This is a genomic window from Granulicella aggregans (genome assembly GCF_014203275.1).
Taxonomy (GTDB): Bacteria; Acidobacteriota; Terriglobia; order Terriglobales; family Acidobacteriaceae; genus Edaphobacter.
Genome location: NZ_JACHIP010000002.1, coordinates 1079324 through 1104296, shown reverse-complemented (window position 1 = coordinate 1104296; position 24973 = coordinate 1079324). Strand labels below are relative to the sequence as shown.

Annotated in this window: 21 protein-coding genes and 1 tRNA gene; 18 read left to right on the top strand and 4 right to left on the bottom strand. The window is 60.9% G+C overall.

Annotated features, from left to right (window positions below; all coding sequences use genetic code 11):
• Nucleotides 1–39 precede the first annotated feature (39 nt).
• Nucleotides 40–1566, bottom strand: a complete 1527-nt coding sequence (locus HDF16_RS09870) for an RDD family protein (protein ID WP_246409003.1) — start codon at nucleotides 1564–1566, stop codon at nucleotides 40–42.
• 54 nt (nucleotides 1567–1620) lie between these two features.
• On the opposite strand from HDF16_RS09870, the gene HDF16_RS09865 reads away from it, so the two are divergent.
• From HDF16_RS09865 to HDF16_RS09855, 3 genes are all read left to right on the top strand, one after another.
• Nucleotides 1621–4248: an LPS-assembly protein LptD gene (locus tag HDF16_RS09865; protein ID WP_184215960.1), complete on the top strand. Its 2628-nt coding sequence runs from the start codon at nucleotides 1621–1623 to the stop codon at nucleotides 4246–4248.
• A 202-nt stretch (nucleotides 4249–4450) separates the two neighbouring features.
• The gene (locus tag HDF16_RS09860; protein ID WP_246408925.1) at nucleotides 4451–5395 is read left to right on the top strand and encodes a DsbA family protein; all 945 of its coding nucleotides are present in this window, start codon (nucleotides 4451–4453) and stop codon (nucleotides 5393–5395) included.
• Between the two features lie 32 nt (nucleotides 5396–5427).
• Nucleotides 5428–6552 (top strand): SurA N-terminal domain-containing protein, encoded by a 1125-nt coding sequence (locus tag HDF16_RS09855; RefSeq protein WP_184215957.1) that lies wholly within the window; start codon nucleotides 5428–5430, stop codon nucleotides 6550–6552.
• An 84-nt stretch (nucleotides 6553–6636) separates the two neighbouring features.
• Here the strand turns inward: HDF16_RS09855 and HDF16_RS09850 are convergent, their stop codons facing one another.
• Together HDF16_RS09850 and HDF16_RS09845 are read right to left on the bottom strand one after the other, a co-directional pair.
• A complete protein-coding gene (locus HDF16_RS09850) occupies nucleotides 6637–8289 on the bottom strand; it encodes a multicopper oxidase family protein (RefSeq protein WP_246408923.1) in 1653 nt (550 codons plus the stop codon).
• 107 nt (nucleotides 8290–8396) lie between these two features.
• Nucleotides 8397–10058: a phospholipase C gene (locus HDF16_RS09845; RefSeq protein WP_184215955.1), complete on the bottom strand. Its 1662-nt coding sequence runs from the start codon at nucleotides 10056–10058 to the stop codon at nucleotides 8397–8399.
• A gap of 227 nt (nucleotides 10059–10285) precedes the next feature.
• On the opposite strand from HDF16_RS09845, the gene HDF16_RS09840 reads away from it, so the two are divergent.
• From HDF16_RS09840 to HDF16_RS09780, 13 genes are all read left to right on the top strand, one after another.
• Nucleotides 10286–11287, top strand: coding sequence for a Gfo/Idh/MocA family protein (locus tag HDF16_RS09840; RefSeq protein ID WP_184215953.1), 1002 nt, complete (start codon nucleotides 10286–10288; stop codon nucleotides 11285–11287).
• Nucleotides 11288–11641: 354 nt separating this feature from the next.
• A complete protein-coding gene (locus HDF16_RS09835; protein WP_246408922.1) occupies nucleotides 11642–12232 on the top strand; it encodes an RNA polymerase sigma factor in 591 nt (196 codons plus the stop codon).
• Nucleotides 12229–12708: a hypothetical protein gene (locus HDF16_RS09830; protein WP_184215952.1), complete on the top strand. Its 480-nt coding sequence runs from the start codon at nucleotides 12229–12231 to the stop codon at nucleotides 12706–12708. The genes HDF16_RS09835 and HDF16_RS09830 overlap by 4 nt, the downstream gene beginning before the upstream one ends.
• Nucleotides 12705–13316 carry a hypothetical protein gene (locus tag HDF16_RS09825; RefSeq protein WP_184215950.1) on the top strand — a complete coding sequence of 204 codons (612 nt, stop codon included), beginning with the start codon at nucleotides 12705–12707 and terminating at the stop codon, nucleotides 13314–13316. The genes HDF16_RS09830 and HDF16_RS09825 overlap by 4 nt, the downstream gene beginning before the upstream one ends.
• Before the next feature lie 130 nt (nucleotides 13317–13446).
• A complete protein-coding gene (locus tag HDF16_RS09820; RefSeq protein ID WP_184215948.1) occupies nucleotides 13447–14694 on the top strand; it encodes a 4-(cytidine 5'-diphospho)-2-C-methyl-D-erythritol kinase in 1248 nt (415 codons plus the stop codon).
• 43 nt (nucleotides 14695–14737) lie between these two features.
• Nucleotides 14738–14811: transfer RNA gene (locus tag HDF16_RS09815), tRNA-Gln, on the top strand.
• A 284-nt stretch (nucleotides 14812–15095) separates the two neighbouring features.
• Entirely contained in the window at nucleotides 15096–16208 is a 1113-nt protein-coding gene (locus tag HDF16_RS09810; RefSeq protein WP_432432237.1) for a ribose-phosphate diphosphokinase, read from the top strand.
• A gap of 85 nt (nucleotides 16209–16293) precedes the next feature.
• Nucleotides 16294–16971, top strand: a complete 678-nt coding sequence (locus tag HDF16_RS09805) for a 50S ribosomal protein L25 (RefSeq protein WP_184215946.1) — start codon at nucleotides 16294–16296, stop codon at nucleotides 16969–16971.
• Between the two features lie 184 nt (nucleotides 16972–17155).
• Nucleotides 17156–17758, top strand: coding sequence for an aminoacyl-tRNA hydrolase (gene pth / locus HDF16_RS09800; protein ID WP_184215944.1), 603 nt, complete (start codon nucleotides 17156–17158; stop codon nucleotides 17756–17758).
• 141 nt (nucleotides 17759–17899) lie between these two features.
• A complete protein-coding gene (gene rpsF / locus HDF16_RS09795; protein WP_184215942.1) occupies nucleotides 17900–18352 on the top strand; it encodes a 30S ribosomal protein S6 in 453 nt (150 codons plus the stop codon).
• 171 nt (nucleotides 18353–18523) lie between these two features.
• Nucleotides 18524–18889 carry a 30S ribosomal protein S18 gene (gene rpsR, locus HDF16_RS09790; RefSeq protein WP_184215940.1) on the top strand — a complete coding sequence of 122 codons (366 nt, stop codon included), beginning with the start codon at nucleotides 18524–18526 and terminating at the stop codon, nucleotides 18887–18889.
• A 78-nt stretch (nucleotides 18890–18967) separates the two neighbouring features.
• The gene (rplI, locus tag HDF16_RS09785; protein ID WP_184215938.1) at nucleotides 18968–19441 is read left to right on the top strand and encodes a 50S ribosomal protein L9; all 474 of its coding nucleotides are present in this window, start codon (nucleotides 18968–18970) and stop codon (nucleotides 19439–19441) included.
• 304 nt (nucleotides 19442–19745) lie between these two features.
• Nucleotides 19746–20501, top strand: a complete 756-nt coding sequence (locus tag HDF16_RS09780) for a hypothetical protein (protein WP_184215936.1) — start codon at nucleotides 19746–19748, stop codon at nucleotides 20499–20501.
• 135 nt (nucleotides 20502–20636) lie between these two features.
• On the opposite strand, the gene HDF16_RS09775 is transcribed toward HDF16_RS09780, so the two are convergent.
• The gene (locus HDF16_RS09775) at nucleotides 20637–21503 is read right to left on the bottom strand and encodes a tyrosine-protein phosphatase (protein WP_184215934.1); all 867 of its coding nucleotides are present in this window, start codon (nucleotides 21501–21503) and stop codon (nucleotides 20637–20639) included.
• An 87-nt stretch (nucleotides 21504–21590) separates the two neighbouring features.
• Here HDF16_RS09775 and HDF16_RS09770 point away from each other — a divergent pair, with 87 nt between their 5' ends.
• Both HDF16_RS09770 and HDF16_RS09765 read left to right on the top strand, forming a co-directional pair.
• Nucleotides 21591–22307, top strand: coding sequence for a rhodanese-related sulfurtransferase (locus HDF16_RS09770; protein WP_184215932.1), 717 nt, complete (start codon nucleotides 21591–21593; stop codon nucleotides 22305–22307).
• Nucleotides 22308–22825: 518 nt separating this feature from the next.
• Nucleotides 22826–24838 carry a hypothetical protein gene (locus tag HDF16_RS09765; RefSeq protein WP_184215930.1) on the top strand — a complete coding sequence of 671 codons (2013 nt, stop codon included), beginning with the start codon at nucleotides 22826–22828 and terminating at the stop codon, nucleotides 24836–24838.
• Nucleotides 24839–24973: the final 135 nt, after the last annotated feature.

Sequence of the window (24973 nt, the reverse complement as noted above, 5' to 3'; positions counted from 1 at the left end):
TGGGCGGGGCACCCGGCACCCGGCGCATCGCGCTAGTGCTTAGTAGTGGCGTTGGTACATGCGGGAGAGGCGGTCGTGCCAGCCCAGGCCTTCGCCGTCGAACCAGGCCCAGGCGAAGCCGAGGCCGAGGGGGAGAGCGGCGACGATGAGGGCGAAGGTGCGGCGGCGCATCTCGGAACGGGTGGGGTTCTCGTCTTCGAAGGTGCAGAGGCCGATGCGGGCGTAGCGCATGCCGGGGGTGGCTTCAGAGAAAGTGAAGAAGAGCAGGTTGTAGAGGGCGTAGAAGACGGTCAGGGTGGCGACGCCTGTGGCGGCGGCGGTGATGCCCGTCGGAAGGACGTTGGCCCAGAGGGCGAAGACGGTGAGACCGACGAGGAAGGTGGCGCTGACGGCGCAGAGGTCGACCATACCAGCCATGAGGCGGAGGTTGAGCGGCGCCACCTGCATGGGGGGGAAGATCTTGGGCTCGGGTTCGACGGCCACGTGGATGACGGGCGGGGTGTCGAGCAGGATAGAGGACCAGACGGGAGCGTTGGTCTCGCGCTCGGCGGCGGGCGCGGTGGAGATGAGGGAGGGTTCGACCTCGAAGATGCGGAGCTGGGCAGAGGCTGCTGTCTCGGCCTCGTCGCGCAGGGGGCCTTCGGCTGTCCTTGGACGAGCCCTGCGAGCGGCGATGAGCTGGCGCGGGAACTCGATGAGATTGGCCGGGATGGCGACCGGGGGGCCGGAGGGTTCTTCGAAGACCGGGGCCTGACGGAACTCGATCTCTTCGTCGAGAGCGTAGGTCTCGTCGGTGTCGATCGGGTTCAGGGTCGGGTGGCTCGGCATATCGCTCCGGTGGAGAGGGCCAGCTTGCGGCTGGCGGACTCCGATATCTTCGTAAAGCCTGACGGTCAGATCGGATGGAGCAACTACTGCTCGACGTGTGGCAACGGGAGCACGGTAGGCTGGCTCGCGATAGACGACGGGTTCGGGGGCAAATTCTTCGACGAAAGCCGGCTCGGGTAGAGCGCGGGCGAAGAAATCATCTCTTTCGGCTGCGAGGTTGGTGTCTGCCTGCGTCTGCTGGTGGACTGGCTCCGGTTGGAACTCCGGCTGAGGCGTCTGAATCTCCGTTTGGGGATAGTCGAACTGCGTCCGGCTCACTTGCTGTATCGGCGCGGGATTCCAGTTCTCCAGTTCCTCGAGGAGTTCCTGCTGTGCAAAAAGAATCGCCTGGGCACTACGAGCGGCTACCTGGGCGGTGGCGGCTGCTTCCTGGGCGGCGAGGTTGGCCTGCTCGATGGCGCGTTCGGCCTCGGCTGCGAGGAAGTCGCGGTAGCTTTGGGACTGGGCGTAGCGCTCGGCGACGGCGGCGGCGATGGAGTTGGACTTTTTGCGGACGGGTTTCGGAGCGGCTTCGGTAACGAGTGCTGGGCCGGTCTGTCGGCCGCGGCGGGAGCGGTGCGCGGCGAGTCGTTCGGCGACCTGCTGCCTCAGATCGGAGGTTGAAGCTGCGACATCGGCCGGTTCAGAGCCCTGGCCGGGGAAGTCGAACTCTTCTGATTGGAGTTCCGCAGACCTCATTGTGTTCAATTGCCAACTCCGGGTTCCGATGAAATCAATTAGCCTCTAAAGCAGATGGACTTCAGTAAGAGATCTCTGCGCGGCTATGCACTCTTCATAAGTATCACCCTGTTCGCGGTGAATTCCGAACTGCTGGTGGGGCAGGAGTTGGCGAGTTCGTTACCCCCTGATGGGGTGGGGCAATCGAGTTCGTCTCTGGCGCCTGATGGGGACGGGCAGCTGCCTTACCCGGCAGCGGTGGTAGTGCCGGGAAAGAACCAGGGTACGCCGGTAAAGATTGAATCGACCAACCCGCAGACGCGGGTGGGGTCGCTTTATACGCTAGACAAGGACGTGGTGATTACCTACGGCGATCGGATCATCAAGGCCGATCATGTGGAGTATGACTCGGACACGGGCGAGGTGCGTGCCGCCGGTCACCTGGAGGTGACGGGCGGGGAGAACCTGGAGTACATCCGGGCGAGCCGGGGCGAGTTCAATGTTCAGACACAGACGGGGCGGTTCTACGACGTGATGGGGTCGGTGGGGCTACCGAAGGGTTCGGCTAACCGGCCCGCGACAGGCCCGGTGGCAGGACCGATGCCTGGGTCGCGGCAGGTCTATGACAACGGGAATCCTTTTCTCTTCTCGGGGAGGATTGTGATCAAACGGGGCCCGGCGGCGTATGACGTGATCGACGGGAGCGTGACGTCGTGCCAGTTGGCGAAGCCTGACTGGGTACTGGACGCGGCGCTGTTCTCGATCGACGGGCCGAAGGCGAAGGCGAAGAACAGCGTGTTCCGGCTGCTGAATGTTCCGCTGCTCTATCTGCCGTATGTGACCCATCCGGTCGATCCGCAGGCGAGGCAGAGCGGGCTGCTCATCCCTACGCTGGGATATTCGGGCGGACATAAGGGCTTCGTGCTGGGCGAGGAGATTTACGTTGTTCTGGGCCGGAGCATGGATCTGACGTTCGGATCGACCTACTATTCGGAGCGCGGGTTTGCGGAGAATGGAACGTTCCGGTACCGGGGGTTGGGGCAGAACTTTGTGACAGCGCGATTCAGCGCGTTGCAGGACCGGGGGTTCACGCCGACGGGCGGGGTTTACACGAACCAGGGCGGCCAGGACATGGTGCTGAAGGCGCGGTACGATGTCGCTCCGCGGAGCAGCGCGCAGACGCGGCTGGTGGCGGACGCGGAGTATCTGAGCTCGTATATCTATCGCGAGGCATTTACGGAGAACTTCAACCAGGCGGTGACGACGGACATCCTCTCGACGCTGTACGCGGTGCGAAATGCGGATGGGTACTCGGCGTCGTTCCGTGCGGACCGGTACCAGGGATTGAAGCCCGCTCCGCAGACAGCGGCGCAGGCGGCGGCGGGAGATGCGATCCAGAACTCGCAGGTGACGATCTTTCATATTCCGGCGCTGGCTTTGACGACGACCGATCACGTGCTGGGTGGTGGAGCTGCGAGTCATGTGATCTGGAACCTCGATACTTCGATTGGCGGGTTGAAGCGGACGCAGCCGGCGTTCACGACGAGCGGCGTTGGGCGAGTGGATATTCATCCGGAGGTTGCGGTTCCGTTCACGCTGGGTGGGCTGCATCTGAGGCCGTCGCTGGCGGTTCGAGAGACGGCGTACACGCGGAGCCGGCTGACTCCGTTTGTGCCGGGAACGACGCCGGTGGAGACGGCGGGCGGGTATGCGCGGACCGACCTCGAGGCTGGGATGGAGATTCGGCCGGCGGTGCTGGAGCGGACTTTCGACACTCCATTTACGCAGCGGGTCTTCGGCGGCCAGGTGAAGCACACGATCGAGCCGGAGGCGTCGTATCGGTTCGTAACGGGGATCAACAACTTCGGGGGCGTGTTGCGGTTCGACGATAACGACGTCGTCTCGAACACGAACCAGCTGGAGTACGGGGTGACGCAGCGGCTGTTTCTGAAGTCGTCCCATTTGGCGACGAAGGTGCGGGCTTGCAAGGCTACGGAGACGCCGGATGCGGTCGACGACAACTTGCCGGATGATGACCCAAATGGAAAGCCGGCATCGGAGACGCGGAGGTGCAATTCGCGGGAGTTCTTCAGCTGGCGGCTGGCGCAGCGAGTGTACTTTGACGACAGCTTTGGCGGGGCGGTGGCGAACGGGCGGCGGAACATCCTGGAGTCGACGCTCAGCTTTTCGGGGATCGCGTTTCTGACGCAGCCGAGATCGACTTCGCCGCTTATTTCGCGGATCAGGGTGCGGCCGTCGGAGCGGCTGGACTTCGAGTGGGACTTTGACTACGACACGAAGCAGGGGAAGTTCACGACCAGCAATATCTTTACCGATGTTCACCAGGGCAATATCTTTGCCGGGTTCAGCTACGCGGGATTGAGCGCTCCGGGGCGGTTCGACACGAATGGGACGCAGAACTCGACGACGGAGTTCAGCCAAATGCGGGTACTGGCGGGATACGGAATGCCGACGAAGGCGGGGTTGAGCGTTGCGGCGAATGCGGGGATCGACTTGAACCTGGGGTCATTCCAGTATGCGTCGGTCGAGACTTCGTACAACTGGAACTGCTGCGGGTTCAGCGCGGAGTATCGGAAGTATCAGCTGGGTTCGGTGCGGAATGAGCCGGCTTATAAGTTCAACTTCACGCTGGCGAATATTGGGACGGCGGGGAATCTGCGGCGGGCGGAACGGCTGTTTTAGGCGTTCTACGTCCCACCCATGGCCAGATGCGAGCCATGGATGGGGCACCCTCGAGCTAAGTGGCTGTTTTAGGGGGGAGCGAAATGCGGGATTCGTCGCCGCGCTCCGAATCACGGTGGCAGGGGTCGCGGTGGGGTGGCCTGCGTGGTCAGCGTGAGATAATCGGGCTATTGTGCCGAATGTCGTAAAGCCGCTCTTTTCTTTGTCGATTGCACTTATGCTTGCCGCCGTGGGATGCCATGCGCAGCCGCCGGTGAAATCTTCCGATGCCGCTGCTACGGCAATCTCGCCTGAGCTGTCGCGGCGGGTTGAGGTGATGATCCGGTCGCGGCTGGAGGTTCCGGCTAACTACGACTTTCACATCGAATCTCTGAGCAAGAGCGATATTCCGGGATACGACACGGTGACGGTGGACTTCAGCACCGAGGGCAAGAGCAGCCGGCCCATTCCGTTCCTGTTGTCGAAGGATGGCAAGACGCTGGCACAGTTTTCGAAGTTCGATATCAGCAAAGACCCGAAGGCGCTGGTCTCCGGTGTGAATCGCCCGGCGCGTGGCGGGCCGGCGGATGCTCCGGTGCTGATCGTGGGGTTCGATGATCTGGAGTGCCCTTTCTGCGCGCGAATGAATGCGCAGTTGTTTCCGGCGATTCTGGATCGCTATAAGGACCAGGTACGGATTGTGTACCGGGACTTCCCGATCGAGCAGCATCCTTGGGCGCTGCGCGCCGCAGTCGATACGAACTGCGTGGGAGCGCAGAGCGGGACGGGTTACTGGAACCTGGTGGATTACATTCACGCGCACGCGGACGAGATAGGCGGCACGGAGAAGACGGTGGCGAAGGCCAACGAGATGTTGGACAAGCTGTCGAGCGACGAGGGCAAGAAGCAGAAGATCGATGAAGCGGCGCTTTCGGCGTGTATCGCGAAACAGGATGCGACGGCGATCAAGGCTTCGGCGAAGGAAGGCGAGGCGCTCGGCATCTCGGCTACGCCTACCTTGTTTATCAATGGCGAAAAGATCGAAGGGGCGCAGCCGCTGGAGTATGTTTACCGGATGATCGACAGTGCGCTGATCGCCGCCGGGAAGACGCCTCCTCCGCCCGCACCTGTAACAACCGCTGCGCCAGCGGCGAAGCAAGGGAATTAGCGCAGGACGCGCTTGGAAAGATTCGATTGAGCATGAAGACTTATTCCGGAACGGCACGCACAGAGAAGTTTGAGGGCAGAGCCCGGTTTGCGGGAGCAGCCCGTGGGCTGGGCGTAACGCTACTTGCCGGCGGCGCGATGTTGTTTGCGGCGGGATGCGACCAGAAGCCGAGCGCCGACGTTGTCGCGAGCGTGAATGGCAAGCCGATCATGCGGGCGGAGATGGAGAAGGGCTATGTTGCCTACTCCGCGCAGGTAGCGCAGCAGCAACAGCAGCAGGTGCAGCTTTCGAATGAGCAGGCGGACCTGGGGCGGCTGAAGGTGCTCGACAACCTGATCACGAACGAGATTGTGGAGCAGCGCGCGGCGAAGATGAACCTGACCGCCACCAACGAAGAGGTGGACGCGAAGCTGACGGAGATGAAGGCTCCGGTGACCGAGGACCAGTTTCAGCAGCACCTGAAGGCGGAGAACCTTACGCTGGACGATCTGAAGCACGATATCCGGCGGTCGCTGACGGGGAACAAGTTGCTGAACAAGGAGATCAACTCCAAGATCACGGTCAGCGATGCGGACGTGTCGAGCTACTACAACCAGCACAAGGCGGAGTACAACCTGATCGAGCCGCAGTACCGGCTGGCGCAGATCCAGGTGACGGGCGTACCTTCGGACCAGGCCGGAAATCTGCAGGGTAGCAAGGCGACGAATGATTCCGAGGCGAAGCGCAAGATCCAGGCCTTGAAGACGCGGCTGGACAGCGGCGAGGATTTTGGGACGCTGGCGATGAACTTCTCGGAGCGGGTGGAGACGGCTTCGAGCGGCGGCGATATGGGATTTGTGACCGAGTCGCAGCTTCATGCGGACCCGATGATCTATGCGGAGATTACGCGGCTGAAGCCGGGGCAGACGACGGCGATCATGCCGCTGCTGGACGCGCAGACCAAGAAGGCCATGGGGTACTCGATCTACAAGCTGGTCTCGAAGGAGCCGGCGGGGCAGCGCGATTTGAGCGATCCGATCGTGCAGCAGGCGATTCGGCAGCAGTTGCAGAACGACCGTTCGCAGCTGTTGAAGAATGCTTACTTCGAGATGCTGAGAGATCAGGCGAAGATCGTGAACTACTTTGCTGAGAACCTCTTTAAGAACGCTACGAAGTAAGAAGTTCGCCCTGCGCGGGCGGCGGTCACTTCGTGACTTTTATACCGCTTCGCTTGGTTCGCGCTTTGCGCGACTTGATACCCTTTACGCGACGACTTCAAACGGCCGCATCATGTCGTTGGCTTCGTGCTCCAGGATGTGGCAGTGGTAGAGGTAATTGCCCGTAAAACCTTCGAATTTTACGATGATGCGTGTGACCATGCCGGGTGGGCATTGGACCACGTCTTTCCAGCCTTGTTCGTTGGCGGCGGGAGCTTCGGCAGCTGAGACGAACTTCAGTTCCTTGTGCATCAGGTAGGCGAAGGTGTCGTAGACGCGGCGATCCAGTACCTGGAAGCGGACCAGGTGGAGATGCATGGGATGAACGTCCTCGGTCATGTTGATAAACTCCCAGATCTCGGTTGAGTTCAGGCGGGGTTTTTCGGTGACGGGCTCGTGCCAGCGCTTGCGGTTGAGCAGCATCTCCATGGAGTTGCCGACCTTGTCCTGGTACTCGTTGAGCGTGATGGTCCGGGTGAGGATGGAGTTCGATTCGGGGATGCGGGTGATCGTGCGCAGGGACTTTGGAAGTGGCTGCGCTTTTTGAGACGTGGCCTTTGCTACGCGAAGCTGGAGGATGTCGAAGGCACCGTGACGCAGGTGCAGGTTCTGCCCGGCGGAGTAGGTGAGGTCGAGCAGGATGTCGAGGCGTTCGCCGGGGGCGAAGGTGATGGCGGGTAGCTCGACTGGTGCGGACAGAAGGCCCTGATCGCTGCCGATCTGGACGAGGGGCTGCTTGTTCGACATGGAGAGCCGGAAGAAACGGCTGTTGGCGGCGTTGACCAGGCGCAGGCGATAGAGGGCGGGTTCGACTTCGAGGTAGGGGCGGATCTTGCCGTTGATGAGGATGGCGTCGCCGGCGAACTCGGAGACCCAGGGGTGATCGGGGTCGCCGGAGTCGGGATAGTAGAGCTGGCCGTCGGCGTAGAAGTTGCGGTCGTAGAGGACGAGGGGGAGTTCGTACTTGCCGGTGGGCAGGTGCAGGGCGTCTTCAGTCTCGTCGCGGACGAGCATCATGCCGAACATGCCGGCGTAGACGTTGAGGCGGTTGAGGCCCATAGCGTGGTCGTGGTACCAGAGGGCGGTGGCGTCCTGCTGGAGCGGGTAGTTGCAGGTGAGGCTCTGGGTGGGGACGAACCAGTCGTCGGGGTGGCCGTCGTCGTCGGAGGGAACGCGGGCTCCGTGGACGTGGACGATGGCGCGGACGTCGGGGACATCTTTGCCGCAGCCGTGGAGGCTGTGGTCGATGGGGAGGAAATGTTGGGTGGGGAGATTGTTCACCCACTCGACCTGGACGGGCTTGTGGGAGCGGGCCTCGATGAGCGGAGCTACGGCGGTGTCGGTTGCGGACGGGTTTGCGAGGTCGTGGTAGACCCACATGCGGGTTGCGGGCACGTCGCGATGGACTTTTGTGTGGATCACTTTCATGCCGATGCGGAAGTGCGCGCCGTGGTTCGAAGCGGGATGTGTGACTGGAGGGGTGACTGGGCGTGCGGCCCGCGGGAGAGGAAGGGGATCGACGAATGGGGTTAGTTCAAGCGAGTGCAGAAGCGGGGCGGAGGGAGCTGCGGGCGTCGGCATCGACATGCCGGAGCTGTGCTGTTGCATCCCGGCGAGAGCCGTGCGGGGGAGAAGGCTGAAGGCGGCGGCTTTCTGCAGGAAGCTGCGGCGCGGAAGAGTACTGCGGAAAAAGTGCAAAAAGGGACTCCGTGCTCCGGCAAAGAGGGCGCACCAAGAAAATAGGCACGCGTCGGATAGCGGCGCGTGCCCTGAGGGTACGGAGTTTGTGTGACGAAGCGGTAAATCTAGTTCTTGCTGGTGACGAGGCCGGTTGCGGGGTCGAGAAGGACGACGTTGGGGTTGGGAGCAGCGGCGCCGTTCGAGAAATCGAACATGTTGTTCAACGATCCGGCGATGCTGTCGAACGATCCGCCACCGATGCGGTTGCTCGAAGCGAAGGTGTCCTCGATGAATTTGGTGACCGAGCTCTGATCGGTGACGGTCGAATCGATCACGTTCTTCTTGGCCCAGGGTGAGATGACCATAAGCGGAAGACGTGGACCGTATCCGCAGCGGCCCTGTGCGTGGAGGGTTGCTGCGTTGACACCAGGAAGCGCGTTGCCAGCAGCGGCCGCGCTGATGCAGACGCCGGCACCGTTGAGCGAGTCAGCAGTGGTGGCGGAGCCGTTGACGAGGTTCGGGAGGTGATCGTACCAGCCGTCGGAGTCGTCGTAGGCGATGATGATGGCGGTAGAGCTCCAGAAGCTTGAGGACTCGATGGCGTTGACCATGTTGATGACGAAGGTCTGTTCATCGAGAGGGTCCGAGTAGCCGGCGTGGGCGTCCTGGTAGCCGGGGGCCTTGAGGAAGCTGACCGCAGGGAGATTGCCCGCAGCGAGAGCATCGGTGAAGTCATGCGTGTCGTACTGGTGGTTGGCCTGGTCGGTGCTGCCGATCTTCGCGATCGAAGTAGGACGCAGGTGGTTCAGGTTGGCGGTCGAAGCGTAGTACTGGAAGGGCTGGTGGTGGGGGATGTAGTCAGCCTTCTTGCTATTGGTGATCTTCGAGGTGGTGGTACGACCGCAGCCGGTCGAGCCGTCCGCGTTGGTGACGGTGAGGTCGAAGCCGCCTTCAAAGAAGCCCCAGGTTGCGCCAGCGGTGTTGAGGAGGTCGCCGACGTTCTTGCCGGACATGCTGAAGGTGGCGCTGCTGGTTGTGCAGATGTCGCCTACGGGGTCGGCGTCTCCGATGTCGGTGATGCCGCCGTTGCCGTCGGCGATCGTATCCGCGCCGGCGTTGGTGGCGTTGATGACGCCGTTGGTCTGGCCGGAGACGAGGTTGAGGGCACCGGGGGTGGAAGGACCGAAGGTGGTGCCGAAGGAGTGGTCGTTAAGAGCGTAGTGCTGAGCGTAGTTCCAGAGGCCGGTGACGGTGTTGCCGTCGTAGTAGCCCATGGTGAGGGCGTTGGTGGTGGTCAGGGCGTCGGCTCCGGTGGAGGTGGCCAGAGAGGTGCTGTCGGGAACGCCGACCGAGAGTGGGAAGAGGTCCATCTTGCCGCCGTCATAGGCGGTCTGCTCGGGGCCGTAGTTGTGGTCCTGGTCGTTGGTCGCGGCCTGTGCGGGATCGAGCCGGAAGGGAAGGCTGGCACCCGCTCCGTTCGCGACGGTCGTGTTCGGGTTCTGCGCGAGCAGATTCGCCGAAAGCAGGTTAACCGGTACAGGTGTTCCGCTGGCGGCAGTGAACTTCACGGAGTTCGTGGCCGGGTTGGCGGCTGTCGGATAGGTGCCGAAGTAGTGGTCGAAGGAGATGTTCTCGCCGAAGATGACGACGACGTGCTTGATCGCCTGGGCGCTGGTTGTTGGCGTAATGGTGGCCGGGGGTGTTCCGGGGCCGGCGGGGACGCCGGTGCCACATCCGCTCAACACGATGGTTGAGGCTAGAGAGAGGGCGATAAGTTTGCGCGTCATTTTGAAAGAGCCTCGATAAGAAAAATGCGGATGCTTCTTTGGTAACGGGCGGGTGTGAACAGAGGTTTACGGATCGATGAATCTCTGGATTGAAGCGTGAAGGTGGGGCGGACGAGATGCGGAGGTCTCTCCACTTCGCTGCGCCTCGGTCGAGATGACGGATCCTGGGGACGGGCCAGGACGGGTTGTAGCCCGCGACGTGGTGGGTGTGGTTTGATGGTCTGGTGATGACTCAAGCTCCTCTACGCGTCGCTATCCTTGGCTTCGGACACCATGCTGTCCGGCGGCTGCTGCCTGCCTTTGCACGATCGAACGAGACGAAAGTGGTTGGCCTGTGGCGGCGGAATCAGGCTGCTGCGGCGGAGGATTGTGCCACGCACGGGATCGAGCACTGCTTCGCTACGCGCGAGGAGTTGTGTACTTCGCCGAATGTGGATGCGGTATTTATCACTTCGCCCGATGCGATGCACCTGGACGATGCTCTGCTGGCGATGAAGAACGGCAAGGCGGTGCTTTGCGAGAAGCCGCTGGCGATGAATGCGGGTGAGGCGGCGGAGATGGTAGCTGCGGCGAAGGCTGCGGGCGTGTACTTCGGCGTGGCGCAGAACTTTCGCTACAACCTGAGCCTGGAGTTTATGCGGGGACAGATCGCGGAGGGGCTGGTGGGACAGCCGCAGATTGCGCAGGCGCACTTCTGCTATGCGGCGCAGAACGCTCCTCGGAAGTGGATCGCGGATGGGTCGCTGGCTTGCGGCGGCCCGATTGGGGATGTCGGGGTGCATTCGATCGATGCGCTGCGGTACATCCTGCAGGCGGAGGTGCTGAGTATCTCCACGCTGGCGAAGCAGGACGAGCTCTCGGGCAACGTCGAGGCTTATGCCGCGATGCAGATGGAGATGACTGGCGGGATCTTCTCGCATGTGGTGGCGGACGCGCGTGCGCCCTACCGGACGCTGCTGGAGGTGATTGGCAGCGAAGGCGTGCTGACGGCGGAGAGCGGCTTCAGCGTGGATAAGCCGGTCGAGGTGGTGCATCGGAAGAATGGGCAGGTGGTGTCTTCGACGACGCTCGATAACGTAGATGGGTATGTGCGGATGTTGGATGGGTTCGCTGCGGCGGTTCGGGGTGGGGCGGATTTTCTGGCTACGGGAGCGGATGGTGTGCTGAATATGCGGGCTTTGGATGCGGCTTACAAGAGCTGGCGGAGTGGGATGCGGGAAGCGGTTTAGGGGCGGTGTGTGGATTGGGTGAGTGAGGCTTTCTCCGGGCCTTCGTGGGGTAGATAGGAAATGCGGGGGGCTCTCCACTTCGTATCGCGATGAGGCTGCCATGCTCCCGTCGAGATGACGTTGTTTTGGGAGCGCTGGTGAAGTGTGGGGAATTTTCGCCTTCGGCTCAGAATGACAGGACGACGTAAGTGGCAGACCCACCCATGGCCAAGAGCGAGCCATGGGTGGGGCACCCTCTCTTGCCTCAGCAATACGTCTTCCTTGCATTGGGAGCAACTGAGCCGGCCGCCATTAGAAAAGAAATGAACACTTTGCCCTTCGGACCGGTCTTAGGTTGTGAAAGGGAGTTTCCTGATGCCGCTGTCATCGATCGTGAGTGCCGGGTTCGGTATGGACGGAGAGCTGGCGGATGCTGCGGCTGGTGGCTCTAACGAGCTGCCTGCGGAGCGGGAGGCTACGTTTGGGATGCTGGTGGAGCGGCACTCGCGGGTGATGTTCCGGGTGGCGTTCTCGCTCCTGCGCAATGCGCAGGACGCTGAGGACGCGGTACAGGAGGCGTTTCTGAAGCTGTATCGCGGAGACGCGTGGCGGCGGATGGAGGATGAGAAGGCTTTCCTGGCGCGGACGGTTTGGCGGGTGGCGCTGGACCGGTTGCCGAGGAGCCCTGAGAGGTCGCTCGAGGCTGATGAGCCGTTCGCGAGTGGTGTGGCTTCGCCGGAGGCTACAGCTTTGCGAGGGGCGCAGTCTGCGTTGCTGCGAAGGATGATTGACGCGCTGCCGGAGGATCTGCGGCAGGTGTTGGTGCTGAGTGCGATCGAAGAGCTGAATTCGCGGGAGATTGCGGAGATGATTGGGGTGCCGGAGGGGACGGTGCGGACGCGGTTGATGCGGGCCAAGGAAGAACTGCGAAAGCGCTATCAGGCGTCGGCTGGGAGGTCTAGATGAACGAGTTTGATGAACTACTGCGCGATGTTCTGAGTGCTGATGTCTGCGTGGAACCGCCCCTGGGGATGGGACGACGGATTGCGGCGGCGCTCTCCGTGGCTGAGGAGCGACGCTCAAGGATGCCGAGAATCGCGCTCGAGGCTATCGCGGCGGTGCTTCTGATTGGTGTTGTAGGGATGATGGTCTTCCGGCATCGCGGCGTGGCCGTACCGGACTTGGTGTCAGATGGGAGGGTGTTGATAGCGGCGACCCCTGCGCCCGACGTTCAGTCGGAGATCATACCGACCAAGGAATTCCTACTAAGAGCGAAACACCGCTGGCTTTCAAAGCCGGTCGTCCGTTCCAGGCGGTTTTCGCGGAGAGCTGCGCCGGGTGTTGCGCCGATTGCGATTGAGTCTCTGGCGATCAAACCGATTGAGGTCGCGTCGCTGTACAAGTCAACGGAACGTTCAAGTGGAGGGGGAGAAAAACGATGAAGTGGATATTCAGAACGGCTACAGGTCTCGCGCTGCTGCTGGCAGCTATCGGAGGAGTCGCGCAGACGGCGGCGAATCATGCGGTGTCGGCCGCCGCCAGGACGCGTTACTTCCAACTGACGCTGAATCTTAAGTTCGGTGCGAACGGGGAGCAGCAGGCGACGATGCAGACGATCACTACCGAATTCGCTGTGCGCGGCACGATCCCCGGGACGACGAAGGCGCGGATGGTGTCGCAGACGCCTGCGGGGAACGGGGTCCAGACGAGATATATCGAGGTCGGGACGAAGTTTGATGCCGACGATATCCACGTTGAGGGTAATGGCGTGGCGCTGCACTTCGTGCTGTCGGCTAGCCGTCCTGTGAAGATGATCAAGTACAAGGCGAACGATGGGACCGAGATTGAGGAGCCGATCATCACGGATAGGACCGTCGAACTCTCTGTGAAACTTCCGCTCGACAAGGCGAAGGTGGTCTTCGATTCGAGCTCAAAGAGTCTGGAGGTTTCGAAGCCGTTAGGGGGAAATGCGAAGGACGATCCGGCGGCGGCGATGCCAAAGCCGGATCAGCCGATGGCGATCGAGATGACGGTGAGCGAGGTTAGGTGATCGAGCCGGCACCTGTCCTGCCGGACGAGCCCGCTGCGCGCGGGGCGGTCACTTCGTGACGTGTATACCGCTTCGCGTGGCTCTCGCGTTGCTCGGGAACAGGGTTTTCTTACCGTAGACTGGGAAAGTCATGGCAACGCATGTTCGCTCGTTTTCGAAGATCAACCTGGGGCTGGCGATTGGGCCAGCGCGGGCGGATGGGTTTCATGGTCTGACGACCATGTACCAGACGCTGGCGCTGCGTGATGTGGTGACGGTAGCTGCGACTCGTTCCCCAGAGACGTCGATTGTGCTGACTTCGAATCATCCGTGGGTGCCGGGGGATAACCGGAATACGGCCTGGAAGATGGTGGAGCGGTGCCTGGAGCGGATGGGTGTGACGGCTACCGTAAAGATCCGGATCCAGAAGAACTTGCCGGTGCAGGGCGGGATGGGCGCGGGATCGGCGAATGCGGCGGCGGCGTTGATGGGGTTGGAGAAGGAGCTTGGGGTGGCGCTGCCGGGGCCGGAGCGGATGGAGTTGGCGGCTAGCGTCGGTTCGGATGTGCCTCTGTTTTTGCTGGGGGGATCGGTGCTGGGGCTTGGGCGGGGGGAGCAGGTGTATCCGCTGCCAGATTTGCCGGAGACGATCTGCGTGATGGCTCTGCCGGAGGTAGGGGTTTCTACGCCACAGGCTTTTCGGGATTGGGATGGGTTGGGGGGCGGGGGAGTTGATGGTGGTTCACCCACTGACTTTGGTAGCGGACCCACTCATCGCGAAAGACAAAGGCGCGATGAATGGGGCACAGGTTTAAGTACGGGTTTGGGCACAGATTTCGCCGCTAATTCAGGGGGGTTGACGGAATCCACAGGTCGCGATACTCTAAGTGAGTTGAGTTGCGCTCTGGCTTCTACATATGCCGAGCCTGGCACATCCGGTATCTTTTGCAAGCCTGGAACACAATCTACTGAGTATGGAATAGAGACTCAGGGTCGCGCCGAGAAAAAAGCGGGCGAGTTCGATCAATCTATAGGCCAATTGCAAACAGATCTTGCCGAGAATACTCTTCTCGCGCTTGTCCGCACCGGGATAGAAAACGACTTTGAAAAGGTCGTCTTTCCGATCCACCCCTCCCTGCGTGAAATCAAGCGTCAATTGATGGGTATCCGGCAGAATGAGTCCGCCAATGCGGGTTCAGGTTCGCTGGATGGTGCCGATTCGAGTGGCCCTGCGTTGTACGCTGCGCTCTCGGGTTCGGGTTCGGCGCTGTTTGGACTTTACCGGTCCATGGCGGATGCCATCGCGGCTCAACAACGCGTGCAGGCTTTAGGATGCAAGGCGGTGATTACTCACACCTTGCCCCGAACGGCTTACTGGCGCACAATGTTCGCAGGGTAATTTTTCCGGCGGCCGTCTTCAACAGGCGGGTTCCGGAGATTATTGGGCGATCGATCAATGGTAGGTCCGGAGCCTTTGAAGCTCTTTATCTAGGTTCGAATCCTAGTCGCCCAACCAAACTATCGACCGCCAGACCTCTTCGAGGTCTTCTGCGGGCGGGCAACACTTAGGGACCGTTTCACGGCAGCAACATGCCGCAGAGGTTGAACAGGTTTTTGGCCGGCGAAAACAGCGCTGGCGGATGTACCGAAGTTTGAAGGGCCACAAGTCTTACTTTTCGCAACAGAGTTTCGATCGCAACAGATGCTTCTCTTTGTACCGAAGTGTGCAGCCGCGACAAGGCTGCATGAACAGACCAAGCAGCAGGAACTACCAAGGTCAACCAGCCTGGAGGGTTTCACGTGAATAATCAAGACACGACTGCGGTTCTTTCCCCTATTTCAGCGCAGGCAGAAGAGACAGAAACGAACTCTTTGCCTGCAGCGACGCCGAGTGCGTCAGGCGCGTCTTCCTTTAGTGGACAAAGACTGGTCGCGTCCAGCCCCGAGAAGAAAAAATCCGGGAAGCTGGGCGAGGACAGGCGCTTCAAGATCTTTTCAGGAACCTCGAACCGGGAGCTTGCAGAGGAAGTCTGCAAGTTTGTCGGCGTTCCGCTGGGTGAGACCCGGCTGCAGCGCTTCTCGGATGGCGAGGTCCACTTTCAACTTTTAGAAAACGTTCGCGGTGCGGACGTGTTCCTGATTCAGCCCACATGTTTTCCTGTGGACCAGCACTTGATTGAACTGCTGATCATGATGGACGCGCTGAAGCGCGCATCAGCTGGCAGGATCACCGTGGTGATTCCGTACTACGGCTACGCCAGGCAGGACCGCAAGGACAGGCCGAGAGTCGCGATCACCTCGAAGCTGGTGGCCGATCTGCTGACTACGGCGGGAGCTAACCGGGCTTTGCTGGTTGATTTGCACGCGGCACAGATTCAGGGCTTCTTCAATATCCCGGTCGATCACTTATTCGCCAGCCCGGTGCTGGTGAGCTACTTCCGGGACATGAAGCTGCCGAACCTGACCGTGGTTTCACCGGATGCGGGAGGCGTGGAACGAGCGCGCTTCTTTGCGAAGAAGTTGGATGTTCCGCTCGCCATTGTGGACAAGCGGCGGACGGACATCAACGTCACGGAAGTGATGAATGTTATCGGCGATGTGCGCGGGCGAACCTGCCTGATACTCGACGACATTATCGACACGGCTGGAACGCTGGTGAAGACTGCCGATGCGTTGCTGGCGCAGGGTGCCGAAGAGGTTTATGCGTGCGCAAGCCATGCCGTGCTTTCGGGCCCGGCGGTAGAACGTATCGCAGCATCACGACTGAAGGAAGTGGTCGTGACGAATACGATTCCGCTGCGTGAGGATGCGCAGAAGGTGTCGAAGATCAAGGTGCTTTCGGTTGCGGGGCTTTTGGGCCGGGCGATTGAGAGCATTCATATGGAGACCAGCGTAAGTACGCTGTTCAACTAGTTTTTTACAGCCGCGAGGAAAGAGCTCGTAGCAAATGAGCAAAGGGAGCGGAGCTCAACTCCGTGCCCGAAAGGAATGAAACATCATGGCAAACCCCACTTTTGATGCCGTCGTCGCAACTCCGCGCGAGGGTAAGTTCAACAAAAATGCAGCTCGTCGCGTTCGTGTAGCTGGCAAGATTCCCGCAGTGGTTTATGGCGCAGGCCAGGACGCTGTTGCGGTCACCGTCGACCCGAAGGTCATCACCAAGATTCTGCACTCCGAGTCCGGGCACAACACCATCTTCGACTTGAACGTCGAAGGCGCTTCGCTGGTTAAGGCGATGATCGTTGATTGGCAGAACGAGCCCATCAAGGGCAAGCTGCTGCACATCGACTTGAAGCGCATTGCGATGAATAAGATGATGCGCGTCTCGGTGCCGGTGGTTCTGGTGGGTATCCCTGCGGGAGTCAAGGCCCAGGGCGGTATTCTCGAGCATGTCATGCGCGAGGTTGAGATCGAGTGCCTCCCGGGCGATATCCCGAGCCACCTCGATGTCGATGTGACCACGCTTGAGCTGAATGGCGTGATCCACCTGTCGGACCTGCCGCATTCGGGCAGCATCAAGTACCTCGGCGAAGAGAATGCGACTGTCGCTCACGTTGTGGCGATGAAGGAAGAGGCTGTTGCTGAGGTTGCTGCTGTGGCTGAGCCTGAAGTAGCGAAGAAGGGTAAGACGGACGCTGCTGCCGCTGCACCGGCTGCGGACGCTAAGAAGAAGTAAGCGGCTCTGGTTTTGCCGGGTGAGCGTTTACGTCCCACCCATCGCGGTGAAACTGCGATGGGTGGGGCACCCGGGCTTTCGTGGCGCAAACGAGGCAAGCAGATCCTCCGACTTCGTCGAAGGATGACAAGGGTTGGGGTCTGCGGCATCTGGCTTAGATTTTGCTGTAGTGAGGAATTAGGACGTGAAGCTGATTGTCGGTCTCGGCAACCCCGGTATCGAGTATCAGTTCACACCGCATAACGCCGGGTTTCTGGCGGTCGATCGCATCGCGGAGGATTGCGGCGTGACGATTGCCAACCGGCGGGGCAGGGCTCTTACGGCGAAGGCAAGGTTTGCGGGGCAGGAAGTTCTGCTGGCTAAGCCCGAGACCTTCATGAACCTGAGTGGGCTTTCGGTAGCCGCCCTGTTGCGGGAGTTAGAGATTGGGCCGGAACGGATGGCAGAGGACCTGGTTGTTCTCTACGACGAACTGGCAATTCCGCTGGGCAGCATTCGCATACGCGAGCGTGGTTCGGCGGGAGGGCACAACGGGGTGAAGTCGATCTCCGCGGTGCTGGGCACGGAGGAGTGGACGCGGATACGGATCGGGGTAGGGAAACCGGCGCTCGAAAGTGGACGCGAGGTGAAGGCAGGTGGTAAGGACTACCTGCTGTCACCGTTCCGCAAGCAGGAGCTTGTGGTGTTGGATGAGGTGCTTGACCGGGTTACGAAGGCGGTCGAGACGATTTTTACCCGTGGCGCGGGACCCGCGATGAGCGAGTTCAATGGCAATGCGGGGATGTAGTGGCGGGATCCCACCCATGGCCAGAAGCGAGCCATGGGTGGGGCACCCGGCAGCAGTTAGCAGCAGTTGATTCCAAACCGTCGTGTGCAGAGGATACGCATGCGCGGTGCGAAGAAGAACTTCGCAGAAAGAAGTAAACGAATGAATCGTACCTACGAAATCATGTTCATCGTCCGTCCGGACGTTGAAGAAGCCGACCTGGACAAGCTGATCGAAGGATTCTCCGGAAACGTCACCTCGGGTGGCGGCGAAGTGAAGTCCGTTGAGAAGATGGGCCGCCGACGTCTCGCCTACACCGTCCGCAAGTTCAACGACGGCTTCTACGTGCTGCTGAACATCGCTGCTGAGGGTAAGCTGATCACCGAGATCGAGCGCCGTCTGCGCGTGACCGAGCAGGTCATCAAGTTCATCACCGTGCGCATGGACGAAGAAGAGAAGCGTCTGGCTAAGGTGAAGGCGATCCGCGACACCAAGGTGAAGCGCAGTGCACAGCCCGCACAGTTCCAGCCTCAGGCTCCGGTTGCGGCTGCTCCGGCGGTTGCCGCTCCTGTTGCAGAAGAGACCCCTGCTGCAGAGCCCGTCGCCGCAGTCTAGTTTCTTCGACCGCGATTTCTTTGCTGGGCCGCGCTTGCGCAGCCCGGCACATGAGTTTCCACCCTGCTTCCACCGATTCCGTCTGTCATGCAAGATGTGAGGACGTTCAGAGACTCCACCGCGAGTCTGGATCGGCCCGGCGGCACTCCACCATCCGAAAGGGATATCACCATGGCTGACGAAACCAGCACCCCGAATACCGCTCCCGCAGCAGCGAGCGAGCACACTCCCAGCCCCCGCCCGGCATATGCCGGACCCGGCGGTCCCCGTCCTCCGCGTCCTGCCGGCGCTCCTGGCGCAGGCGGCCCTGGCGGCCGTAAGTTCTTCCGCCGCAAGAAGGTCTGCAAGTTCTGCACGGAGAAGATCGACTCGATCAGCTACCGCGATGTTCGCCTGCTTCAGGGCTTCGTTGCCGAGCGCGGCAAGATCATCCCGCGCCGTCTGAGCGGCGTTTGCACGCGTCACCAGCGTCGCCTCTCGCTCGCCATCAAGCAGTCGCGCAATATCGCCCTGCTGGCCTTCGCCGCGCGCTTCTAAGCGCGGTCTGGCGCAAAGAACCTGGCTGAACACTGATTCGCGGATTCGTTCCGCATACAAGTCATTCGGAGAATTGCAATGGAAGTTATTCTGAAAGAAGACGTCAACAAGCTGGGCCACCGTGGCGATGTCGTCAAGGTCGCCGACGGCTACGGGCGCAACTACCTCCTTCCCGGTAAGCTCGCCATCGAGGCGACGCTTGCCAACCGCGCCGTCATTGAACAGATGAAGGGCTCGGCTATCCGCAAGTCTGCCAAGGAGAAGGCTGCCGCTGAGACGCTGGCAACTTCGCTTGCGCACGTTGAGCTCACGTTCGAGCGCAAGACGGGCGAGAACGATCACCTCTTCGGTTCGGTCACGTCGGGCGATATCGCTCACCAGCTCGAACTGCAGGGCTACACCATCGACCGCCGCAAGATCTCGCTTGAAGATCCGTTGAAGTCGCTCGGTGAGTACCACGTGCCGATCAAGCTGCACCGCGAAGTCACCAGCCACATCAAGGTGACGGTGAAGGCTGAGGAGTCGGAGACCGAGGCTGCACCGGTAGCGTAAGCGTTTTGGAGTAAGAACAGAACAAATGCGGGGGTTCTCTCCACTTCGCATCGCATAAAGCCGCGATGCTTCGGTTGAGATAACGTTTCGTATGTATCATGAACGCCGCCCACCATCGAGAGATCGATGGTGGGCGTTTTTTTGCATTTGTCCCTCCCGTAGGGAATCCACGTTTCTCCCGTGACCGCAAAGGAGTAGCAAAAGCAGATTCCTTCGGGGAATGACAAGCAAAACAGCAGGTGTGGTGCGAGGCCGATCGGTGCCTGTCAACCTGTGTTTATGGGACGCGGCCATAATGGCTGTTATGACTGGACGTCGATCGTTTTTGCAATCTGGCCTTGCAGCGGCGCTGCTGCCAGCGGCGCGTGCGGCTGACGCTGCCCCGTTGCCAACGAATTTCCCGGCGCAGCTTCAGGAGGCGCTGGCGAAGTCGCTTGACGATCCGAAGGTGGCGGCGAGCCTTGCTCCCGTGCTTCTGGATGTAGGGTTCACTTGGGATGCGCCTTCGCAACCGGCTGCGGGATTTCACACCATCGTTGCGTATGCCTTTGGCAACCGTCCTGCGGCTGCGGGGACGACCACGCCTGCTCCGGGGCCGATGAACGAGACGCTGGCGAAGGCGGTGATTGAGGCGCAGCGTAAGAGTGGAGCGGCGACGATCTATGCGCAGTGGGAGATCGCCAGCTTTCTCACGGGGCGCGAAGGGATTGGCAAGGTGGTGGCGATCAATCCGGTTGTTGCCGCCGATGGTTCCGTCAAATATCTGAGTACGGATGGAGTTGCCGAGGCGATCGTGACGATGGTGGGCGGGGATGCGAAAAAGCTAGGCCGGGTGTGCGTGATTGGGCATCATGATCATTCGAAGCGGTGTGTCGAGACTTCGCGGGCTAGAGAGATGGATGCGTGGGTAATGGACGGGGTGCAGTTACCGGTGAACTACGATGTCGAGTCTGACCAGGCGTGGACGCGTGATCGGGAGATCTACCTGATCCACGATATGTTCGCGCAGTTGGGACAGATTCGCGCGGCACTGATTGCGCCGCTTAAGGCCAAGAGCTAGTGTTGTGCGTCATGCAGAACGGCGGTTACTCAAGCGGTATACGTCCCACCCATCCTCGCAAAAGACGCGAGTATGGATGGGCATCCGCGCTGTTGAGTACTGTCGGGATATCTGAAGCGCTTCATCAGCTGCTTTCTATCTAGGTGGGTCCAAGAGGCGGTCGCGGAGTTTCTGGATGTCAGTGGGGCTGAGCCTCAAGCTCTGGGTGACGTAGTTGTCGAAGGAGCCGTAACGGGCGTCGATGGCGGCGAAGGCTGCTGCGAGATAGCCAGGGTCGACACCCATCAACACCTGTACGGACGCGGGAGGCAGGCTTGCCAAAGGGCTCGGCGGATTGGTTTTTGCGCTGCTAACTGCAGCGGCCTGGAGGCGGGCCATCTGGGCGGGGACGGCGTCGTTGCTGCGGAGGTAGTCGGCTTCGACGGTCGCGTGGGGAACTCCGAGGACGCGGAGCAAGACCGCTGTGACGATGCCGGTGCGATCTTTGCCGGCGGTGCAGTGGACGATGGCAGGTTCGTCGCCTGTGGCGAGGTCGCGGAGGATGGTGCCGATCTCCCGGGCTCCGTCGAGGGCGATCTGGACGGTGATGGCCTTCATGCCGTCCTTCACCTGATCCGGGCTGGTGCCGTTGGCGAAGAGCTTCCGCATCGAGCTTGAGGGGGCTTCAGTCGCGGGGAAGCCTACGGAGATGGGCATCAGGGTGGGCTGATCGCCGGGCTGTGCTGCGATCCAGTGCGTGGGAGCGGAGGCGCGTTCCGCGTCGGTGCGCAGATCGAAGACGTAGTGGATGTGCAGGGGGGCGAGGGCGTCGAAGTCTGAGCTGGTGAGGTGGCTTAGTTCGCCGGAGCGATAGATCCTTCCTCTGCGGACGACGTGGCCGTCGGACGTGCGAATGCCGCCCAGATCGCGGAAGTTGAGGGCTCCGGTGAGGGTGGGAGCGGAGACGGTTTGGGCGGACGCCACGCCGGAGAGCAGGAGTGAGAGGAAGATGGCTGGTCGCACATTTCTTGATAGCACTGGCGGGCTAGGATCGCTTCAATGGGAAGTGAAAGCTCTCGCTCGCGCTCGAATTTCTCTAAACTAGAAGAGATGGTTACCGTTGCTGCCTACTATCGATTTCTGCCGCTGGCTGATCCTGCAGGTTTGCGCGAGGAACTGCGTGAGGCGTTTGTGGGGAGTGACCTGCTTGGGACGACGCTGATCGCGCCTGAGGGTGTGAATGGGACGATGGCTGGTTCGGCGGAGACGATTGAGCGGCTGCTCAGTCTGTTGGGCGAGCGGGTTGGGCTTGAGCGTGGCGAGGTGAAGTTTTCGACTGCGGAGGCGCTGCCTTTTCGGAGGCTGAAGTTCAAGCTGAAGCGCGAGATTATTACGTTTCGCGGAGCGGAGGTCGATCCGGCTCGGCCGGGGAAGTATGTCGAGGCGAAGGAGTGGAACGCGCTGCTGGCTGATCCCGAGGTGCTGGTGCTGGATACGCGGAATACGTATGAGTCGGAGATTGGGAGCTTTGCCGGGGCGGTGAAGCCGCAGCTCGAGACGTTCTCGGACTTTGCGAGCTATGTGAAGGAGCAGCTCGATCCGGAGAAGCATCGTCGGGTGGCGATGTTTTGTACGGGCGGGATTCGATGCGAGAAGGCTTCGGCTTATATGTTGCAGCAGGGGTTTCCTGAGGTGTTTCATCTGAAGGGTGGGATCCTGAAGTACCTCGAAGAGGTGCCGGTGGAGACGAGCCGGTGGGACGGGGAGTGCTACATCTTCGATGAGCGGGTTTCGGTGGGGCACGAGGATTTCGGGGACGGGGAGTAAAGGCTAAACGCGGGGATCTCTCCGCTGCGCCGCGCGATGAAGCTGCACGGCTTCGGTTGAGATGACGTTTCTTTTTTTTAGCGGGACCTAAGGATGAGTTGCGGTCCCACATCTCAGAAGCGGGATGTGGGGTGCTCGACCTTGTCTAACTGCTTCGTGGTTGAAAAGTTCGAACGGTTGAGGTGATGAAAGCGGTATCGGGGTCCTTCGACTCCGTCTCTCGCGATACGGTCGCGAGAGACTTCGCTCAGGATGACGGGTCTTGGGCGGGATCCCACCCATGGCCAAAGGCTAGCCATGGATGGGGCACCCGGCGATGCTTCGGTCGAGATGACGCTTCTATAAGCAGTTCTGAGGGACGGTGGCGTTGGTGGCTGTCCCACTCATCGCGATAGTGCTGCGATGAATGGGGCACAAAGCTGAGGCGAATGGGGCGCAGAGTTGTATAGTGGCGTAACCGGAGCTTTCCTTCTCACAACTCATCATCACCACGCGGATTTCTTCCGCCGAGGTTCTGCATGTCTCTTTGCCGACGACTCTTTTCGATCGCCTTGCTTCTGATCGCTGTGCCGAGCTGCTTTGCCCTGCAACCGGAAGTGCATCATCCGCTGGATGCGCTGACGCCGGATGAGTATTGGAAGGCTTACAAGGTGTTGCAGGCGGCGGGGAAGCTTGCGCCGAAGACGCTGTTTGCGAGCATCCTGCTGGAGGAGCCGGTGAAATCGGTGGTGCTGGCGTGGAAGCCGGGCGACCCGATCGTGCGCAAGGTGGATGTGGTGCTGCTGAACGAGAGCAAGTCTTATGCGGCGGTGGTGGATGTTTCGGCGAACAAGCTGGAGTCGTATACGGAGCTGACGAAGGAGCAGGCGCCGATGTCGACGACGGAGTCGCGGAGCTTCGATGAAGACATCAAGAAAGACCCGCGCGTGATTGCGGCGCTGAAGGCTCGCGGCATCACTGATCTGCGGACGGTGCACTGCGGGGTGATTCCGGCGGGGTATGTGGGGCTGCCGGAGCAGACGGACGGGCGGCGGATTGGATGGGGCGAGTGCAGCGATGAGATGGACTCGCTGTACCGGTGGGACCGGCGGATTGCGGGCATCTTTTACGTGATGGATTTGAAAGAGAAGAAGATCACGCGGTTCTCGGATAACGGCGCGGTGCCGATGCCGCCTTCGACGAGCATCTACGACGCGGACGGCGGCAAGGCGATGCCGGGGACGAAGCCGATCATCACGCTGGAGCCGGAGGGGCCGAGCTACACGGTCGAGAACGGCGAGGTGGACTGGCAGAAATGGCACTTCCGCTTCCGGCTCGATCCGCGGGTGGGACCGGTGATTAATCTCGTGAGCTATAACGATGGCGGCAAGCCGCGGTCGGTGCTGTACGAAGGGTCGCTCTCGGAGATGTATGTGCCTTACCAGGACCCGGATGAGGCCTGGAACTCGCATGTGTTCCTGGATGGGGGAGAGTTTTTTGCGAACACGGGATCGGGTGGGATCATCAAGCCGCTGCAGGTGGGCGTGGACTGCCCGGATTACGCGACGTTCTATAGCGGGACGTTCTTTCGTGATGACGGCACGCCTTATGTGCGGCCGCAGCTTGCGTGCCTGTTCGAACGGGTGACGGGGGACCCGATGTGGCGGCATTGGGATGGGTCTACGTCGGCGATCTCGGGAAGGCCTACGCGTGAGCTGGTCTTCAGGACGGTCGCGACGGTGGGGAACTATGACTACATCTTCGACTGGCGGTTTGGGCAGGATGGGTCGATCACGGTGGGTCTGGGAGCGACGGGCATTCTTGAGGTGAAGGCGGTGAAGGACCAGACGGCGGATGGGGATTTGTCCGCTGCAATGGTGGGCAAGACGCCGGAGGGTAAGCGGGTGGAGTTCGGGCAGTTGATCGCGCCGGGGATCTCTGCGGTGGACCATGACCACTTCTTCAGCTATCGGCTGGACCTGGATGTGGATGGGCCGAACAACTCGCTGATGGTGGACAAGCTGGTGCCGTACAAGCTGCCGGATACGGCGCAGGGACGGAAGTGGATATGGGCGATGATGCCGGAGATGGCGAAGACCGAGGGCGAGGCGAAGTACAACGTGTCGGTGGAGCACCCGGCGATGTGGCGGTTTGCGAATGAGGGCGTGAAGAACAAGCTGGGGCAGCTGACGAGCTACGCGATCATGCCGGGGGAGACGGGTATCAGCATTCTGCCGGCGGAAGAGTGGCCGCAGAAGAGGGCTGGCTTTTCTGCGCATAACTTGTGGGTGACGCCGTACGATCCGAACGAGCGGTATGTGTCGGGCGTGTACACGATGGGGAGCAAGGGAGAGGACAGTCTGCCGGCGTGGACGAAGCAGAACCGGAACATCATGAACACGGATATCGTGGCCTGGTACACGATGGGGTTCCATCATGTGCCGCGACCGGAGGACTGGCCGCAGATGCCTACGATGTGGCATACGTTTACGTTGATGCCGTATCAGTTCTTGATCAAGAACCCGACTATGGATCTGCCGATGACGCCTTAGGATCGTTTGGTAGGAACGCCCGCGAATCGTGATTGATTCGCGGGCGTTTTTTTGTTTGAGGCTGAAAGTGGGTTGAACCCTTGGCACGGGAAAAGCGTGGGGGTTCTTCGCCTTCGGCTCAGAATGACGGCGAGT

What these genes read in the sequence shown, in the direction of transcription:
- HDF16_RS09870 (WP_246409003.1), bottom strand. Translation starts at nt 1,566, where the DNA reads ATGAGGTCTGCGGAACTCCAATCAGAAGAGTTCGACTTCCCCGGCCAG.
- HDF16_RS09865 (WP_184215960.1), top strand. Translation starts at nt 1,621, where the DNA reads ATGGACTTCAGTAAGAGATCTCTGCGCGGCTATGCACTCTTCATAAGT.
- HDF16_RS09855 (WP_184215957.1), top strand. Translation starts at nt 5,428, where the DNA reads ATGAAGACTTATTCCGGAACGGCACGCACAGAGAAGTTTGAGGGCAGA.
- HDF16_RS09845 (WP_184215955.1), bottom strand. Translation starts at nt 10,058, where the DNA reads ATGACGCGCAAACTTATCGCCCTCTCTCTAGCCTCAACCATCGTGTTG.
- HDF16_RS09840 (WP_184215953.1), top strand. Translation starts at nt 10,286, where the DNA reads ATGACTCAAGCTCCTCTACGCGTCGCTATCCTTGGCTTCGGACACCAT.
- HDF16_RS09835 (WP_246408922.1), top strand. Translation starts at nt 11,642, where the DNA reads ATGCCGCTGTCATCGATCGTGAGTGCCGGGTTCGGTATGGACGGAGAG.
- HDF16_RS09830 (WP_184215952.1), top strand. Translation starts at nt 12,229, where the DNA reads ATGAACGAGTTTGATGAACTACTGCGCGATGTTCTGAGTGCTGATGTC.
- HDF16_RS09825 (WP_184215950.1), top strand. Translation starts at nt 12,705, where the DNA reads ATGAAGTGGATATTCAGAACGGCTACAGGTCTCGCGCTGCTGCTGGCA.
- HDF16_RS09820 (WP_184215948.1), top strand. Translation starts at nt 13,447, where the DNA reads ATGGCAACGCATGTTCGCTCGTTTTCGAAGATCAACCTGGGGCTGGCG.
- HDF16_RS09805 (WP_184215946.1), top strand. Translation starts at nt 16,294, where the DNA reads ATGGCAAACCCCACTTTTGATGCCGTCGTCGCAACTCCGCGCGAGGGT.
- rpsF (WP_184215942.1), top strand. Translation starts at nt 17,900, where the DNA reads ATGAATCGTACCTACGAAATCATGTTCATCGTCCGTCCGGACGTTGAA.
- rpsR (WP_184215940.1), top strand. Translation starts at nt 18,524, where the DNA reads ATGGCTGACGAAACCAGCACCCCGAATACCGCTCCCGCAGCAGCGAGC.
- rplI (WP_184215938.1), top strand. Translation starts at nt 18,968, where the DNA reads ATGGAAGTTATTCTGAAAGAAGACGTCAACAAGCTGGGCCACCGTGGC.
- HDF16_RS09780 (WP_184215936.1), top strand. Translation starts at nt 19,746, where the DNA reads ATGACTGGACGTCGATCGTTTTTGCAATCTGGCCTTGCAGCGGCGCTG.
- HDF16_RS09770 (WP_184215932.1), top strand. Translation starts at nt 21,591, where the DNA reads ATGGTTACCGTTGCTGCCTACTATCGATTTCTGCCGCTGGCTGATCCT.
- HDF16_RS09765 (WP_184215930.1), top strand. Translation starts at nt 22,826, where the DNA reads ATGTCTCTTTGCCGACGACTCTTTTCGATCGCCTTGCTTCTGATCGCT.